Origin of the sequence: Streptomyces albus subsp. albus, assembly GCF_000719865.1 — a bacterium.
Lineage (GTDB): Bacteria > Actinomycetota > Actinomycetes > Streptomycetales > Streptomycetaceae > Streptomyces > Streptomyces albus_E.
In genome coordinates, this window is record NZ_JOID01000016.1 from 170,453 (window position 1) to 185,565 (window position 15,113).

The window sequence follows — 15,113 nt, forward strand, 5'->3', positions numbered from 1 at the left end:
GGCCCGGACGGCGGAAGCCGCCGGCGTCCCGGGCCGCCCCGCCGTCGTCAGACCTTCTCCTTCGTCCCCGGCCCCCACTGGAGCCCCCAGCCGTACAGCCGGTCCAGCTCCGCCTGGAAGCCGTAGACGTAGCGCACCTCGCGGCGCACCATCAGCTCGCCCTTGACGTTCTCGATCAGCAGCACGGCGCAGGAACGGGCCTGCGGGGCCCGCTCGTCGAGCCCGATCTCCAGCCGGGGGCCGTTGCTGGGGTAGAGCGTGACGACGGCGTGGGTGCGGTCGAAGGCGGGAGTGCCGTCGTAGATGTAGACGAAGACCAGCAGCCGCTTGAACTCGTCCCGGTGGTCGAGGTTGATGTAGATCGTCTCACCCGAGGTGCCGCCGAACCGGTCGTCACCGCTGAGCTTCACATAGGGCGGGCTGTTGATGTCGCCCAGGAAGTTCCCGAGCGGCTGCACGACGCCCTTGGTGCCGTCCTTCAGCTCGTACATGCACGCCAGATCGAGGTCGATCTTGACCACGGCCGGGCCCTGCGCCTGCACGATCTCCGGCTTGAACAGGCTGCCCGGGTTGCGCAGCAGCCCGCCGCGCTTGGTGTAGCCGCCGATGTCCGAGGTCCGCATCCGCCAGGAGAGGTTGACGCGGAGGTTCCCGCCGGCCGCGCCCTGCTTGGTGAGCGAGACGGTCTGCCGTCGTTTGGTGAGCTCTATCGCGTTGGTCGCGGGGTTGCCGCTCTCGAAGACCGACCGGCCGCCGCCGGGCCGCAGCCAGGCAGGCCAGGACCAGTCCCTGTTCCAGTCCCTGTCCCAGAACGCCACGCTGGACACACCCCCACTGCTCTCGTCCCCTCACCCGGCCGCCGGAGCGCGGACCGGGCAGCACCGCGGGGCGGCCACGGCGGCCGGCGGCCCGGACGTTTCCGGGTCCGCCGCCTGGTGGCCGCCCCGCACAGAGCGTTCCTCATTCGGAGCGTGGTCACACTCCGCGCCGGGTCACACTCCCGGCGACACCTTGGTCTCCTCCGCGTGCCCCTCGGCGGCCAGCCCACGGTTGCGGCGGACGGAGGACCAGAAGGAGGCGGCGATCAGGGCGACACCGATGAGGCCGGTGATGACCTCGGAGATGTGGAACTTGATCGTGATGAGCAGCAGCGCGGCCAGGGCGCCGATGGCGTAGTGCGCGCCGTGCTCCAGGTAGACGTAGTCGTCGAGGGTGCCCTCGCGGACCAGGTAGACCGTGAGCGAACGGACGTACATCGCGCCGATGCCGAGGCCCAGCGCCATCCAGAAGATGTGGTTGGTGATGGCGAAGGCGCCGATGACGCCGTCGAAGGAGAAGGAGGCGTCCAGGACCTCGAGGTAGAGGAACATGAAGAACGCGGCCTTGCCGGCGAGGCCGACCATGGACGGGTCCTTGCCCTCGCGCCGGGCCTGCTCCTTGACCTCCTCGTCGTGCTCCTCGTCCTCCTCCAGCTTGTCCTCGAAGTAGCCGGAGAGCCCGCCCACGATGAGATACGTGATCAGGCCCGCGACGCCGGAGAGGAGCACGGTCGCCGACTTGTCGACATAGGTGCCGCCGTGCTGCGCGGCCTCGGTGGCGATGGTCGCGGCGGTGACGAGCAGGACGATCAGCGCGATGCAGACGGCGAGGCCGTCCACCTTGCCCAGCCGGCTGAGCGGCTTCTCCACCCAGGGCAGCCAGTGGTGCTCTTTCTCGTCGAAGAGGAAGTTGAGAAAGATCATCAACAGGAACATGCCACCGAAGGCGGCGATGGCCGGGTGGGCGTCGGTGACCAGCATCTCGTACTGGTCGGGGTCGCGCATGGCCAGTTCCACGGCCTCGATCGGCCCGACCTTGGCCGTGATGGCGACGATCACGACCGGGAAGACCAGTCGCATACCGAAGACGGCGATCAGAATGCCGATGGTAAGGAAGATCTTCTGCCAGAAGGCGTTCATCTTCTTCAGCACACCGGCGTTGACCACCGCGTTGTCAAACGACAGCGAGATCTCCAGGACCGACAGGATCGCCACCACGGCGAACCCCTGCCACCCCCAGAAATAGGCTGCGGCGGCCAGTCCCGCGGCGGTGACGCCGAAGGACCAGCCGAAAGTTTTCAGGAGCACTGGCTACCCAATCGTGAGTACGGGTCCCCCGCGCGCAGTGCGCGGCTTTACGAAACGTTGACCCCGAAGTCTAGAGCGATCCCCCGCAACCCGGACGCGTACCCCTGTCCGACCGCCCGGAACTTCCACTCACCGCCGTACCGGTACACCTCGCCGAAGATCATCGCGGTTTCGCCGGACGCGTCCTCGCTGAGGTCGTACCGGGCCAGCTCGGAGCCGTCCGCCTGGTTGACCACCCGGATGAAGGCATTGCTGACCTGCCCGAAGGTCTGCCCCCGGACATCGGCGTCATGGATCGAGACCGGGAACACGATCTTGTCGACCTGCGCCGGGACCTTGCTCAGGTCGAGCAGCAGGGACTCGTCGTCGCCGTCGCCCTCGCCGGTGAGGTTGTCGCCGGTGTGCTCGACCGAGCCCTCCGGGCTCTTGAGGTTGTTGTAGAAGACGAAATACTCATCCCCCAGCACCCGCCCGTCGCGGCAGAGCAGTGCGCTGGCGTCGAGGTCGAACGGTGCTCCCGTGGTGGACCGTGCGTCCCAGCCGAGGCCCACCAGGACCTGGGTGAGATTCGGTGCGGCCTTGGACAGGGAGACGTTTCCTCCCTTGGCGAGCGTGACACCCATGATCTGTTCCTCCCCCTCGTATTGCCTTGCGGCCCTGCGGCCCTGCCCGTCCGGCCGGCCACCCCGGTGGTGTCCCGGCCGCGCCCGGCGCCGCGCCTCCGCGTGACGGGAGACGCGGCGCCGGGCGACTCGGTTCTCAGACGTTGACGCGGTGCTCAGACGTTGACGCCGAAGTCCTGTGCGATGCCGCGCAGACCGGAGGCGTAGCCCTGGCCGATGGCCCGGAACTTCCACTCCGAGCCGTGCCGGTACAGCTCGCCGAAGACCATGGCGGTCTCCGTCGAGGCGTCCTCGGTCAGGTCGTAGCGGGCCAGCTCGTTGTTGTCGGCCTGGTTCACCACGCGGATGAAGGCGTTCCGCACCTGGCCGAAGCTCTGCTGGCGGCTCTCGGCCTCGTAGATCGAGACCGGGAACACGATCTTGGCGACATCCGCGGGCACCGCGGCGAGGTTGACCTTGATGGCCTCGTCGTCGCCCTCCCCCTCGCCGGTGAGGTTGTCACCGGTGTGCTCGACGGAGCCGTCGGGGCTCTTGAGGTTGTTGAAGAAGACGAAGTGCTGGTCGGAGACGACCTTGCCCTCCGCGTTCGTCAGCAGCGCGCTGGCGTCGAGGTCGAAGTCGGTGCCGGTGGTGGTACGGACGTCCCAGCCGAGACCGACGGTGACCGCGGTCAGGCCCGGCGCCTCCTTGCTCAGAGAGACGTTCCCGCCCTTGCTGAGACTGACTCCCACAAGTCCTCCCCTGGATACGAGGGGCGGGAGGAAGACCGCCCCGCCCCCGTCGTGCGATGACATCGGATCAACGGGATCGATCCTAGTGAGCGGCCACCCCGGGGGACAGGCTTCGCAGCCCGTCCGTTCCCCCGGGGTCACCGTCCGTACGCGGAGCCGTCAGAGCGCGCCGAGGGCCTTGGCGTAGTCGTTCAGGTCTCGCGCGTCCGGCAGGCCGTTGACGACGGTCCAGCGGACCGTGCCCTCCTTGTCGATGATGAAGGTGCCGCGCACCGCGCAGCCCTTCTCCTCGTCGAAGACGCCGTAGGCGCGCGAGGCCTCGCCGTGCGGCCAGAAGTCGGAGAGCAGCGGGTACTCCAGGCCCTCCTGCTCGGCGAAGACCCGCAGCGAGAACGGGGAGTCGTTGGAGACCGCGAGCAGCTGGACGTCATCGTTGACGAACTGGGGCAGCTCGTCGCGCAGGGCGCAGAGCTCGCCCGTGCAGACGCCGGTGAAGGCGAAGGGGTAGAAGAGGAGGACGACGTTCTTCTCCCCGCGGAAGTCCGAGAGCCTCACGAGTTCGCCGTGCTGGTTCTTCAGCTCGAAGTCAGGGGCCTTGGTGCCGACATCGATCGCCATGGGGTGCGCGTCCCTCTCGTCGTGGTTACCGGTCGTGCCCCAGTCTTCCACTGCGCCGCTCCTCTCCGTGCCCGGGGCCGGGTGCCACCCGCGCCGGGCGGCTTGCGCAAGGGGCGGGGGCAGGAGGAAGAGGAGGACCGGGACGCCGTGTGCCCCCGCGGTGGATCACCACGGGGGCACACGGACTCTTGCGGTACGGCTCGGGGCCGGGGGCCGGTTACCGCTTGCCGGAGCGGGCCGCCTTGGGCGTGACCAGACGGCTGCCCGCCCAGTCCTTGCCGGCGTTGACGCTGCTGGTCTGCGCCAGCCCGGCGGTGGAAGCGGCTTCGCCGATCTCACTGGCCTCGACGTAGCCGTCGCGGCCGGTCTTCGGCGTCAGCAGCCAGATCGGGGCACCCGCGTCGATCATGGTGGTGGCGTCCACCAGCGCGTCCGTCAGGTCGCCGTCGTCCTCTCGGAACCACAGCACCACGGCGTCGGCCACGTCGTCGTAGTCCTCGTCGACGAGCTCCGTGCCGGTCAGTTCCTCGATGGCCGCACGCAGATCCTGCTCGGTGTCGTCGTCGTAACCGAGCTCCTGGACCACCTGTCCGGGCTGGAAACCCAGCCTGGCGGCAGGGTTGGTCCGCTCCTCCGCGTGGTCCGCGGTCGCGCTCACGGATTGCCTCCTGTCGTGTTTCGAGTGTTCTTCCACCCCACGCGCACGCGAGGCTTGGGCGTAGTCCACACGGGCCGGGCGGATCGCGCAAGTACCTGGCCCCTTATCCCGCCCAAACGTTGACTTGTCGCCGCAAGACGCACTCCCCGGCCATGGTCGCAGCCCGGCATTTCCGGCGCATTTCGGGGGTACACGTCAAGGCCCCGCCCACGGGGCCGTCCGGGGAGCGGACCGGCATCCGGCCGGCGCTCCGGTGAGGCGTAGGGTTGCGGTCGGCCGAGCCACCCAAGTCGGCCGGAACCCCCCGTTGTCTCACAGAGTGGCGGTTACCGCGCAGTACCGTGGTTATTACCGATCAGTAGAGATGACGTTTTCGCCTCTGCGGTCCACGATGGAGGCGGCGCGACACCAGCAGAGCACGAATCCATGACGTGCACGGCACGAACGAAAAGCGAAGGAACAGCGTGGCTTCCGCATCCGATCGCAACCCGATCATCATTGGCGGTCTTCCCAGCCAGGTCCCGGACTTCGATCCCGAGGAGACCCAGGAATGGCTCGACTCCCTCGACGCAGCCGTCGATGAGCGAGGCCGGGAACGCGCCCGTTACCTGATGCTCCGCCTCATCGAGCGGGCACGCGCCAAACGCGTCGCCGTCCCCGAGATGCGCAGCACGGACTACGTCAACACCATCGCGACCAAGAACGAGCCGTTCTTCCCCGGCAACGAGGAGATCGAGCGCAAGATCCTGAACGCGACCCGCTGGAACGCGGCCGTCATGGTCTCCCGCGCCCAGCGCCCGGGCATCGGCGTCGGCGGCCACATCGCCACCTTCGCCTCCTCGGCGTCCCTCTACGACGTGGGCTTCAACCACTTCTTCCGCGGCAAGGACGCCGGCGACGGCGGCGACCAGATCTTCTTCCAGGGCCACGCCTCCCCCGGTGTCTACGCCCGCGCCTTCATGCTGGACCGCCTCTCCGAGGCGCAGCTCGACGGCTTCCGCCAGGAGAAGTCCAAGGCCCCCCACGGCCTCTCCAGCTACCCGCACCCGCGGTCGATGCCGGACTTCTGGGAGTTCCCCACGGTCTCCATGGGCCTCGGCCCGCTCGGCGCCATCTTCCAGGCGCGGATGAACCGCTACATGGAGGCGCGCGGCATCGCCGACACCTCGAACTCCCACGTCTGGGCCTACCTCGGCGACGGCGAGATGGATGAGCCCGAGTCGATCGGCCAGCTCTCCATCGCCGCCCGCGAGGGCCTGGACAACCTCACCTTCGTGGTGAACTGCAACCTGCAGCGGCTCGACGGCCCGGTGCGCGGCAACGGCAAGATCATCCAGGAGCTGGAGTCGCAGTTCCGCGGCGCCGGCTGGAACGTCATCAAGCTGGTCTGGGACCGCACCTGGGACCCGCTGCTGGCCCAGGACCGGGACGGCATCCTGGTCAACAAGCTGAACACCACCCCCGACGGCCAGTTCCAGACGTACGCCACCGAGACCGGCGCGTACATCCGCGAGCACTTCTTCGGTGACGACCACCGGCTGCGCAAGATGGTCGAGAACATGACCGACGACCAGATCCTGCACCTGGGACGCGGCGGCCACGACCACAAGAAGATCTACGCGGCGTACAAGGCGGCCAAGGAGCACAAGGGCCAGCCGACGGTGATCCTCGCCCAGACCGTCAAGGGCTGGACGCTCGGCCCCAATTTCGAGGGCCGCAACGCGACCCACCAGATGAAGAAGCTGACGGTCGACGACCTGAAGATGTTCCGCGACCGGCTGCACCTGCCGATCCCGGACAAGGAGCTGGAGTCCGGCGCCCCGCCGTACTACCACCCGGGGCCGGACTCCGAGGAGATCCAGTACATGCACGACCGCCGCAAGGCGCTGGGCGGCTATGTGCCGACCCGCGTGGTGCGGTCGAAGCCGCTGGTGCTGCCCGGGGACAAGACCTACGCGACCCTGAAGAAGGGCACCGGCCAGCAGCAGATCGCCACCACCATGGCCTTCGTCCGGCTGCTCAAGGACCTCATGCGGGACAAGGAGATCGGCAAGCGCTTCGTGCCGATCGCCCCCGACGAGTACCGCACCTTCGGCATGGACTCGCTCTTCCCGTCGGCGAAGATCTACAACCCGCTGGGTCAGCAGTACGAGTCCGTGGACCGCGAACTGCTGCTCTCCTACAAGGAGTCGCCCACCGGTCAGATGCTGCACGACGGCATCACCGAGGCGGGCTGCACGGCCTCGCTGATCGCGGCCGGCTCGGCCTACGCCACGCACGGCGAGCCGCTGATTCCGGTCTACGTCTTCTACTCGATGTTCGGTTTCCAGCGGACCGGCGACCAGTTCTGGCAGATGGCCGACCAGCTCTCCCGCGGCTTCGTGCTCGGCGCCACCGCCGGCCGCACCACGCTGACCGGTGAGGGCCTGCAGCACGCGGACGGCCACTCCCAGCTGCTGGCCTCCACCAACCCGGCCGTGGTGTCCTACGACCCGGCGTACGCGTACGAGATCACGCACATCGTCCAGGACGGTCTGCGCCGGATGTACGGCGAGAACAGTGAGGACGTCTTCTACTACCTCACCGTCTACAACGAGCCGATCCAGCACCCGGCCGAGCCGGAGAACGTGGACGTCGAGGGCATCCTCAAGGGCCTCTACCGCCTCAAGCAGGGCGAGCGGGGCATGATCCCGGCGCAGATCATGGCGTCCGGTGTCGCGGTGCCGTGGGCCCTGGAGGCGCAGCGCATCCTCGCCGAGGAGTGGGACGTCCGGGCGGACGTTTGGTCGGCCACGTCCTGGAACGAGCTGCGGAAGGAAGCCGTGGCGGTGGAGCAGCACAATCTGCTCCACCCCGAGGAGGAGCAGCGCGTCCCGTACGTCACCACCAAGCTGGCGGACGCCGAGGGCCCGAAGGTGGCCGTGTCCGACTGGATGCGGGCGGTTCCGGACCAGATCGCCCGCTGGGTGCCGGGGACGTACCAGTCGCTGGGCGCGGACGGCTTCGGCTTCGCGGACACCCGCGGCGCGGCCCGGCGCTTCTTCCACATCGACGCGCAGTCGGTCGTGGTGGCCGTCCTCACCGAGCTGGCGCGGGACGGGAAGGTGGACCGCTCCGTGCTGAAGCAGGCGATCGACCGCTACCAGCTGCTGGACCCGACGGCGGCCCACCCGGGCACGGCGGGCGGCGACGCCTGACCGCGTGACGTGCAGCGGTGTGACCGCGTGACGGCGTAGTCCGGCAGCCGCCGGAACGGCACGCGGCGCAGGACGAAGAGCCGGGCCCGGAGCGCTTCTCAGCGCCCGGGCCCGGCTCTTCGTGTCACGTCCTCCGTTGACCGGGCGCCGTCCACGGCCGCCCGGTCAGAAGACGCCGCCGCCGGCGCCGCCGGCCCCGGCCAGCAGGAGGACGGCCATCACCGTGTCGATGGCACCGAGGACCACCGCGACCAGTGCCGGTACCGAGGCACCGCGGAAGTCCCAGCGGCGGCCCATCGACAGCCAGCCGGCCACGATCGCCGCCGGTCCGAGCACGATGCCCAGGACGAAGAACCCGGCGATCGCGCAGACGAGGCCGATGATGCCCAGTGACGCGCGATCCGGCCCGCTCCGCGACCACATCCGGCCGCTCTCACGGGGGTGCCTGCGCGTACTGCTGTGTCCCATGCCCGCCATCTCGCCCTCCAAGGGTTGTCGAATTCGGGCTGCTCTCCGTCTTCCCTCGCACTCCCATACGATTCACACCATGAGCGAAACGCCGTCCGACCTGCGCAAGAGGGAGCGCTGGGAGCGCCGTACCCAGGGGCCGCTGCTGGCGCTGTCCCTGCTGTTCGCGGCCGCCTACGCCGTGCCGATCGTGGTGCCGGACAGCGGCCCCTGGGTGCGGGAGGTCTGCCGGGCCGTGGAGTGGGGCGTGTGGGCGGCCTTCGCCGTGGATCTCGGGGTCCGGCTGTATCTGTCGCCGAGGAAGCTGCGGTTCGTGCGCGAGAACCCGCTGGCGGTCCTCGCCGTGGCCCTTCCGCTCCTCCAGCCGCTGCGGCTGCTGCGGCTGGTCTCCGGGCTGCTGCTGGCAGGGCAGCGGGCCCGGCTGGCCGCGGCCACCGCCCAGATCCGGCTCACCACCTATGTGGCCGGGTCCTGCGCAGGGCTGCTGCTGTTCGGCTCGCTGGCCGTCCTGGAGGTCGAGCGGAACTCCCCCGAGGGCACCATCAGGACGTTCGGCGACGCGGTGTGGTGGTCGTTCACCACGATGACCACGGTCGGCTACGGCGATCTGGCCCCGACCACCGGGCTGGGCAGGGTGCTGGCGGTCGGGCTGATGCTGTCCGGTATCGCGCTGCTCGGTGTGGTCACCGCGAACATCGCCGCCTGGTTCATCGCCCAGTTCGACCGCGAGAACGCCGAGGAGCAGCGGCAGACGGCGGCCATTGAGGAGCTCACCGCCGAGGTCCGGGCGCTGCGCGCGGAGCTCGCGGCGGCCGGGGAGGGCCGCGCCGCCGTCCCGGAGCCGGCCGGGCGGAACGGCGGCGGGCCGGGCGTCAGTTCTCCCAGATCTTGAACGCCCGCACGCGGTACGGGGAGTCGGGCACCCAGGTGCCGCCGCCCGGATAGGTGTCGAACTCGCCCGTCTCCCCGCACTCCACGCTCTGGTACGTGGTGACGGGCCGGCCGGTGCGGTTGGCCAGTGAGCCGGCCGAGGCGCCGGCGGGCAGCGGGATACAGCTCTCGATGTCGGTGCCGGAGAGTTCGTGGGCGGTGCGGGTGCCGCCGTAGCCGTGGCGGTCCCAGAGGCAGAACGCCCCGGACGGGCAGGAGCCCCGGGAGGGCGCGGGCCCGGCGGCCCGCTCGGCGGGCCCCGTGACCGGTGCCGCGGGTGCGGGCGGCCCGACCGGTGCCGCAGGTACCCCGGGCGCGGTCGAGGACGCCCCGGCGACGGCCGGTGCGGCGACGGCCGCTGCGGCGGCGGGCAGGGCCGCCGGGAGCAGGGCGGCGACCGCCGCGGTGGCGATAAGGACAGCGGTCGTCAGGACATGGCGCATCAAGGAGCACTCCCCCGTGAGGTGCCGCGCCGCCGGGGCGCGAGCACACAGCCGGCCGGCGGGCGGATGCCCGGCGGCGCTTCCACGACGAGCCTCTCCGGCCGGCCCCTCCGCCGCCAAGGGTCTCCGGGCGATGCCACCCGGACGGGGGACAGCCCCGCCGGGGAGACCCAACGGGGCTGTCGGTAAGCGGAGTTGACTCTTCCGGACTACGGTTCCGGGCCACTGTCCGGGCCCGCCTGCCGGGTACCGGACCGCCTGGGGGCTGCCCGGCCGACCGGCCGGCGGACGGACACGGACCCGGCCGCCCCGTCGCCTCAGATGTGCGCGCCCCCGGCACCGGCCCCGCCGTTGACGCCCCGGTTGGTGAAGAGGGCGACCACGACGGCGAGGACCGCGACCCCGCCCGCGACGGTGAACGAGAAGCCCATGCCGGACACGAACGTCTCGTGGGTGACGCCGGTGATGATCTCGGCGACCTGCGGCGGTGTCTCCTTGGTGAGCGGCGGCATGCCCACCTCCACGGCCTCGGTCATCTTCGCCATCTGCTCCGGGGTGACCGGCGGCAGCTGGGCCTCCGCCCAGTTGCCGGGCAGCTGGTCGTCGACCCGGGCGGCCATGGTCGCGCCGAGCACGGCCGTGCCGAGGCTGCCGCCGACCTGCATCGCGGCCTGCTGCAGACCGCCGGCCACACCGGACAGCTCCAGCGGGGCGTTGCCGACGATGACCTCGGTCGCGCCGACCATGACCGGCGCCAGGCCGAGGCCCAGCAGGACGAACCACAGCGACATGACGCCGCTGCCGGTGTCCGTCTCCAGGGTGGACATGCCGAACATGGCGGCGGCCGTGAACACCATGCCGCCGACCAGCGGCACACGCGGGCCGACCTTGGTGATGAGCGCGCCGGCGACCGGCGAGGACACGATCATCATGCCGGTGAGCGGCAGCAGGTGAAGCCCGCTGTCGACGGGGCTCATCCCGTGCACGTTCTGCAGGTAGAAGGTGACGAAGAAGATCCCGCCCATGAAGGCGAAGGCCATCAGCACCATGAGGATCGTGCCGGCGGACAGCGGCACGGAGCGGAACATCCCCAGCGGGATCAGCGGTTCGCGGACCTTCCTCTCCCAGACGGCGAACGCCGCGAAGGTGGCCACCGCGGCGGTCAGGAAGCCCAGGGTGAGCCCGTCGCCCCAGCCCCAGGCGGGGGCCTTGATGAGCGCCCAGATGAGGAAGAACATCGCGGCCGACAGCAGCACGATGCCGGGGATGTCGAAGGAGCGCGGGGCGTTCTCGGCGCGGTGGTCCCGGAGGATCAGCAGGCCCATGAGGAGGGCGGCGATGCCCACCGGCACATTGATGAAGAAGACCGACTGCCAGCTGACGTGCTCCACGAGCAGCCCGCCGACGATCGGGCCGCCCGCGGTGGAGGCGCCGATGACCATGCCCCAGATACCGATGGCCATGTTGAGCTTCTCGGCCGGGAAGGTGGCCCGCAGCAGGCCCAGCGCGGCGGGCATGAGCAGCGCGCCGAAGAGGCCCTGGAGGACCCGGAAACCGACCACCAGCGGCACGCTCGTGGAGAGGCCGATCGCGGCCGAGGCGAGGGCGAAGCCGGCGATGCCGATCAGGAAGGTCTGCCGGTGGCCGAAGCGGTCGCCGAGCTTGCCCGCCGTGATGAGGGAGACGGCGAGGGCGAGCAGATAGCCGTTGGTTATCCACTGGACGTCGGCGAGCGAGGCCCCGAGGTCCTGCTGGATCGCCGGGTTGGCGATCGCGACGATCGTGCCGTCGAGGGCGACCATCATCACGCCGATCGCGACGGAGAGAAGAGTGAGCCAGGGGTGCCCCCGCAGACCCTTGCGGGGTCCGGGCTCGGGAAGGTCCGGCGCCGCGTCGGCGACGGTGGTCTGAGACGTCATGGCCGGAGATTATGACAGCGACTGACAGTTGACAAACCGATTCCCGGGCCGGTAACTGTCACGCTACTCACGTCGGCCCTGAGCAGGGGAAACGATGGCGGAACCGAACGAGAGGCGGCCCGAAGGTGGCACGTGCGCACCCCGAGGGAGCGGCACCGGGCGGGCTGCGCGAGCGCAAGAAGAGACAGACCCGCGACGCGCTGATCCGCTCGGCCCTGGAACTCTTCACCACCCGCGGCTACGAGGAGACGACGGTCGACGAGATCGCCGAGGCCGCCGGGGTCTCCCAGCGGACCTTCTTCCGCTACTTCGCCGGCAAGGAGGCGGTCGCGTTCTCCGTCCACGATCTCGTCGAGGAACACTTTCTCGACGCCTTCGGCGCCCGCCCGGACGGCGAGCCGCCGCTGACCGCGCTGCGCCGGGCCGTCTCCGTCACCTGGGAGACCTTCGGGGAGGCCGTCGGCGAGGCCGTGGAGCCCGGGCTGCACATGCGGATGTACCAGGTCATCGAGTCGACGCCGGCCCTGCTCGCCGCCGCGATGTGCCGCTCGGCGGAGCTGGAGGACCAGCTCGTCCGGGACATCGCCCGCCGGGCCGGAGTGGACCCGGCCACCGACGTCCGGCCGCGGGTGCTCGTCGCCGCCTTCACCGGCGTGATGCGGATGACCGGCCGGCTCTGGGGAGCGGGACCGGACGCGAGCGCCGGGGCGCTGCGCCGGCTCACCGAGTGCCACCTCGACGCGATCGGGCCCGCGCTGGCCCTGGAACGGCGGCACCCGCCGGCGGACTGAGACCGGCTCCGCCGAGGGCCCGCCCCCGGGCCGGCACCCCGCGGCGACGGCCCGTGCCGCCGCCCCGGCCTCACCCCACAGCCCTCACCCCACAGCCCTCACCCCGGCCCCCACCTCGGCATTCATCCGGTATCGGCCCCGGTGTCCGCCCGGACCCGGCCATCCCTTGCGACCGCTATGCCCGGCCTCAAACGTGAAATGACTCACGGTCTCCCGCCGGATAACGATTCGGCAGCGCCGGTCTCCTAGGGTGTGGCGCAGTGTCTTCCTTGTCTGAGCTCGGCTCCTCCCCCGCCTCCTGGTTCAGCGGCTCCCCCGCCTCGCGGGCGGCGCTCGTCCTGGGCCTGGTGCTGATACTCCTGGCCACCACCGGCTGGACCGCGATCCGCACCCACCGTCCGCAGCCGGGCGTCCGCGCCGCCGCGCAGGCCGCCTGGAACCGCGCGACGGTCGACGGCCGGAGACTCCCCCGCCCCGAAGCCTCCCCGGCGGCCGTCAGGGCCTTCTTCCGGTCGCTCGGCGAGGAGCAGCGCCGGCGGCTCGCGCGGCGCCACGCGCTGGTCGTCGGCAATCTGAACGGCGCCCCGGCGGCCCTGCGCTACCGCGCCAACCGCACCGCGCTCCGGCAGGCGATCGCGGCCGAGCGGGCCCGGCTCCACGACGACCGGCTCACCGAGCTCGGCCGGGAGCAGGTGGCCCGCCGGATGCAGCGCTACGGCTCACTGCTGGACGGGAACCGGCAGATCCTCGCCTTCGACCCCACCGGCCCCGGCCGGGTCGCGGAGGTCTTCGGTGACCTGGACGCGGCCCAGCGGGTCTCGGTCGTGGTGCCCGGCGTCGACACCCATCTGCTCACCTTCGAGCGCACCCGGCGGACGTTCTCGGCCCCGGCCGGCATGGCGCGGGCGCTGCACCGCGCCGAGCGGGCGGCCGCGCCCCGGGTCCGTACCGCCGTCATCGCCTGGGCCGACTACACAAGCCCCGCGGGCGTCGGCGTGGACGCCGCCGCGGGCCGGCTCGCCGCGGCGGGCGCCGTCACGCTGCGGTCGCTGGTCCGGGCGCTGCCCGGGTCGTCGAGCGTCGCGCTGTTCTGCCACAGCTACGGCTCCGTGGTCTGCGGTGTCGCCGCCCGCTCCCTGCCGCCCCGGGTCACCGACATAGCGGTCGCGGGCAGCCCCGGTATGCGGGCCGAACGGGTCGCGGACCTCGGCGGGCGGGCCCGGATCTGGGCCACCCGGGACGCCGACGACTGGATCGAGGACGTACCGAATCTGGAGTTCGGCGCCCTCGGCCACGGTGTGGACCCGGTCTCACCGGCGTTCGGCGCCCGGCTGCTCTCCGCCGCGGGAGCCACCGGCCACGCCGGCTACTTCGTCCCGGGCACCGCCAGCCTGGCGAACTTCGCCCGGGTCGGCGTGGGCGACCTCGCCGCCGTGAGCTGCCCGCCCGGCCGGGGGACGGGCTGCGGGCGGCCCGCGTCGTCCCCCGGTCACCGAACGCTGTGACGCGGCCCGGTAGCCGGCCCGGAGCGCCGGGGACGTGCGGATCCGGCACGGCCCCGGCTCACTCCGGTCCGGTCAGTCCTGAAGCTCACTCAGGTATTGCGCGAACTTCTCCAGGCCGTCGATGTTGCGCGGCCCGCTGACGCCCTCGTTGTAGTCCAGGATGAAGAAGTTGTTCTTCTTGACGGCGGGCAGCCCCTTCGTGTGGGGGGACTTCTTCAGGAAGTCGATCTTCTTCTCGGCGGGCAGGTCCCCGTAGTCGAGGATCATGATGACGTCCGGCTCCGCCTCGGCGACGGCCTCCCAGTTGACCTGCGTCCACCGCTCGTCGAGGCCGTCGAAGACGTTCCTGCCGCCGGCGGTCCTGATGATGTCGTTGGGCGGGACCTGGTTGCCCGCGGTGAAGGGCTGGTCGGTGCCCGAGTCGTAGAGGAAGACCGGGAGCGGATCGCCCTGGGGCGCCTTCGCCTTCACGGCCTCCACCCGCTTCTTCAGCCCGCCGACGACCTCGTCCGCCTTGTCCTCGACCCGGAAGATCTTGCCCAGCCGCTCGAGATCGGTGTAGAGGGCTTCGAACGGGGTGAGCTTCTCCGGGTGCTCGGGGTAGTTGAAGCAGCTCTCGCTGTGCATGAAGCTCTGGATCCCGAGCTTGTCCAGGATCTCCGGGGTGATGCCCCGCTCGTCCTTGAAGCCCGAGTTCCAGCCGGCCACCACGAGATCGGACTTGGCCTCGACCACGACTTCCTTGTTGAGGAGATCGTCGCTGAGCATCTTCACCTCGGCGTAGTCGTCCGCCCACGGTGACTCCTCCACCGGCGGGTTCGCCGGCGGCATCACGTAGCCGTACACATGGTCGGCCAAGCCGAGGCTGAACAGCTTGTCGGCGCTTCCGCCCTCGTACGCCACGGCGCGCTCGGGGACCGTGTACTCGACCGGCTCACCGCACCTCTTGACGGTGACCTTCTCAGGGGCTTCGGCCTTGTCGTCCGATGCCACTTCGGCGCCGCAGCCGCTGAGCAGCAGTGCGGCCGCCAGCGCGGAGCCGAGGACGGTGCGCTGCCGCGCCGAGCGGGGAGATGGAGACGTGGTCATGATCTGGTGGTGCCT

General features: G+C 70.6%; 14 protein-coding genes. 4 read left to right on the top strand and 10 right to left on the bottom strand.

Annotated elements, in window-relative coordinates; genetic code table 11:
- Positions 1-47 precede the first annotated feature (47 nt).
- From IF83_RS0118080 to IF83_RS0118105, 6 genes are all read right to left on the bottom strand, one after another.
- Positions 48-818, bottom strand: a complete 771-nt coding sequence (locus IF83_RS0118080) for a TerD family protein (protein WP_394297346.1) — start codon at positions 816-818, stop codon at positions 48-50.
- Positions 819-992: 174 nt separating this feature from the next.
- The gene (locus IF83_RS0118085) at positions 993-2,126 is read right to left on the bottom strand and encodes a DUF475 domain-containing protein (protein WP_030545327.1); all 1,134 of its coding nucleotides are present in this window, start codon (positions 2,124-2,126) and stop codon (positions 993-995) included.
- A gap of 47 nt (positions 2,127-2,173) precedes the next feature.
- On the bottom strand, positions 2,174-2,749 hold the full coding sequence (locus IF83_RS0118090; protein WP_030545329.1) for a TerD family protein: 576 nt from the start codon (positions 2,747-2,749) through the stop codon (positions 2,174-2,176).
- Between the two features lie 155 nt (positions 2,750-2,904).
- Entirely contained in the window at positions 2,905-3,480 is a 576-nt protein-coding gene (locus IF83_RS0118095) for a TerD family protein (RefSeq protein WP_030545331.1), read from the bottom strand.
- 159 nt (positions 3,481-3,639) lie between these two features.
- Complete coding sequence (locus IF83_RS0118100) at positions 3,640-4,098, bottom strand: peroxiredoxin (protein WP_030545332.1); 459 nt, start codon at positions 4,096-4,098, stop codon at positions 3,640-3,642.
- Positions 4,099-4,315: 217 nt separating this feature from the next.
- Entirely contained in the window at positions 4,316-4,756 is a 441-nt protein-coding gene (locus IF83_RS0118105) for a DUF3052 domain-containing protein (RefSeq protein WP_030545334.1), read from the bottom strand.
- Between the two features lie 464 nt (positions 4,757-5,220).
- Here IF83_RS0118105 and aceE point away from each other — a divergent pair, with 464 nt between their 5' ends.
- Positions 5,221-7,953: a pyruvate dehydrogenase (acetyl-transferring), homodimeric type gene (gene aceE, locus IF83_RS0118110; protein ID WP_030545336.1), complete on the top strand. Its 2,733-nt coding sequence runs from the start codon at positions 5,221-5,223 to the stop codon at positions 7,951-7,953.
- Between the two features lie 165 nt (positions 7,954-8,118).
- Here the strand turns inward: aceE and IF83_RS0118115 are convergent, their stop codons facing one another.
- Positions 8,119-8,430 (bottom strand): hypothetical protein, encoded by a 312-nt coding sequence (locus tag IF83_RS0118115; RefSeq protein ID WP_030545652.1) that lies wholly within the window; start codon positions 8,428-8,430, stop codon positions 8,119-8,121.
- Between the two features lie 70 nt (positions 8,431-8,500).
- On the opposite strand from IF83_RS0118115, the gene IF83_RS0118120 reads away from it, so the two are divergent.
- Positions 8,501-9,313, top strand: coding sequence for a potassium channel family protein (locus tag IF83_RS0118120; protein WP_037680365.1), 813 nt, complete (start codon positions 8,501-8,503; stop codon positions 9,311-9,313).
- On the opposite strand, the gene IF83_RS0118125 is transcribed toward IF83_RS0118120, so the two are convergent.
- Together IF83_RS0118125 and IF83_RS0118130 are read right to left on the bottom strand one after the other, a co-directional pair.
- A complete protein-coding gene (locus tag IF83_RS0118125) occupies positions 9,294-9,794 on the bottom strand; it encodes a peptidase inhibitor family I36 protein (RefSeq protein WP_078843586.1) in 501 nt (166 codons plus the stop codon). The genes IF83_RS0118120 and IF83_RS0118125 overlap by 20 nt on opposite strands.
- A 317-nt stretch (positions 9,795-10,111) precedes the next feature.
- Complete coding sequence (locus tag IF83_RS0118130) at positions 10,112-11,713, bottom strand: MFS transporter (protein WP_030545342.1); 1,602 nt, start codon at positions 11,711-11,713, stop codon at positions 10,112-10,114.
- Positions 11,714-11,838: 125 nt separating this feature from the next.
- Between IF83_RS0118130 and IF83_RS0118135 the strand changes: the two genes are divergently transcribed.
- Both IF83_RS0118135 and IF83_RS0118140 read left to right on the top strand, forming a co-directional pair.
- Positions 11,839-12,504, top strand: a complete 666-nt coding sequence (locus IF83_RS0118135; protein ID WP_030545344.1) for a TetR family transcriptional regulator — start codon at positions 11,839-11,841, stop codon at positions 12,502-12,504.
- A gap of 260 nt (positions 12,505-12,764) precedes the next feature.
- Complete coding sequence (locus IF83_RS0118140) at positions 12,765-14,009, top strand: alpha/beta hydrolase (RefSeq protein WP_208605896.1); 1,245 nt, start codon at positions 12,765-12,767, stop codon at positions 14,007-14,009.
- A gap of 72 nt (positions 14,010-14,081) precedes the next feature.
- Here IF83_RS0118140 and IF83_RS0118145 read toward each other — a convergent pair whose 3' ends face one another.
- Positions 14,082-15,098 carry an ABC transporter substrate-binding protein gene (locus IF83_RS0118145; protein ID WP_030545349.1) on the bottom strand — a complete coding sequence of 339 codons (1,017 nt, stop codon included), beginning with the start codon at positions 15,096-15,098 and terminating at the stop codon, positions 14,082-14,084.
- Between the last annotated feature and the right edge of the window lie 15 nt (positions 15,099-15,113).

What these genes read in the sequence shown, in the direction of transcription:
- IF83_RS0118130 (WP_030545342.1), bottom strand. Translation starts at nt 11,713, where the DNA reads ATGACGTCTCAGACCACCGTCGCCGACGCGGCGCCGGACCTTCCCGAG.
- IF83_RS0118115 (WP_030545652.1), bottom strand. Translation starts at nt 8,430, where the DNA reads ATGGCGGGCATGGGACACAGCAGTACGCGCAGGCACCCCCGTGAGAGC.
- IF83_RS0118100 (WP_030545332.1), bottom strand. Translation starts at nt 4,098, where the DNA reads ATGGCGATCGATGTCGGCACCAAGGCCCCTGACTTCGAGCTGAAGAAC.
- IF83_RS0118125 (WP_078843586.1), bottom strand. Translation starts at nt 9,794, where the DNA reads ATGCGCCATGTCCTGACGACCGCTGTCCTTATCGCCACCGCGGCGGTC.
- IF83_RS0118145 (WP_030545349.1), bottom strand. Translation starts at nt 15,098, where the DNA reads ATGACCACGTCTCCATCTCCCCGCTCGGCGCGGCAGCGCACCGTCCTC.
- IF83_RS0118090 (WP_030545329.1), bottom strand. Translation starts at nt 2,749, where the DNA reads ATGGGTGTCACGCTCGCCAAGGGAGGAAACGTCTCCCTGTCCAAGGCC.
- IF83_RS0118120 (WP_037680365.1), top strand. Translation starts at nt 8,501, where the DNA reads ATGAGCGAAACGCCGTCCGACCTGCGCAAGAGGGAGCGCTGGGAGCGC.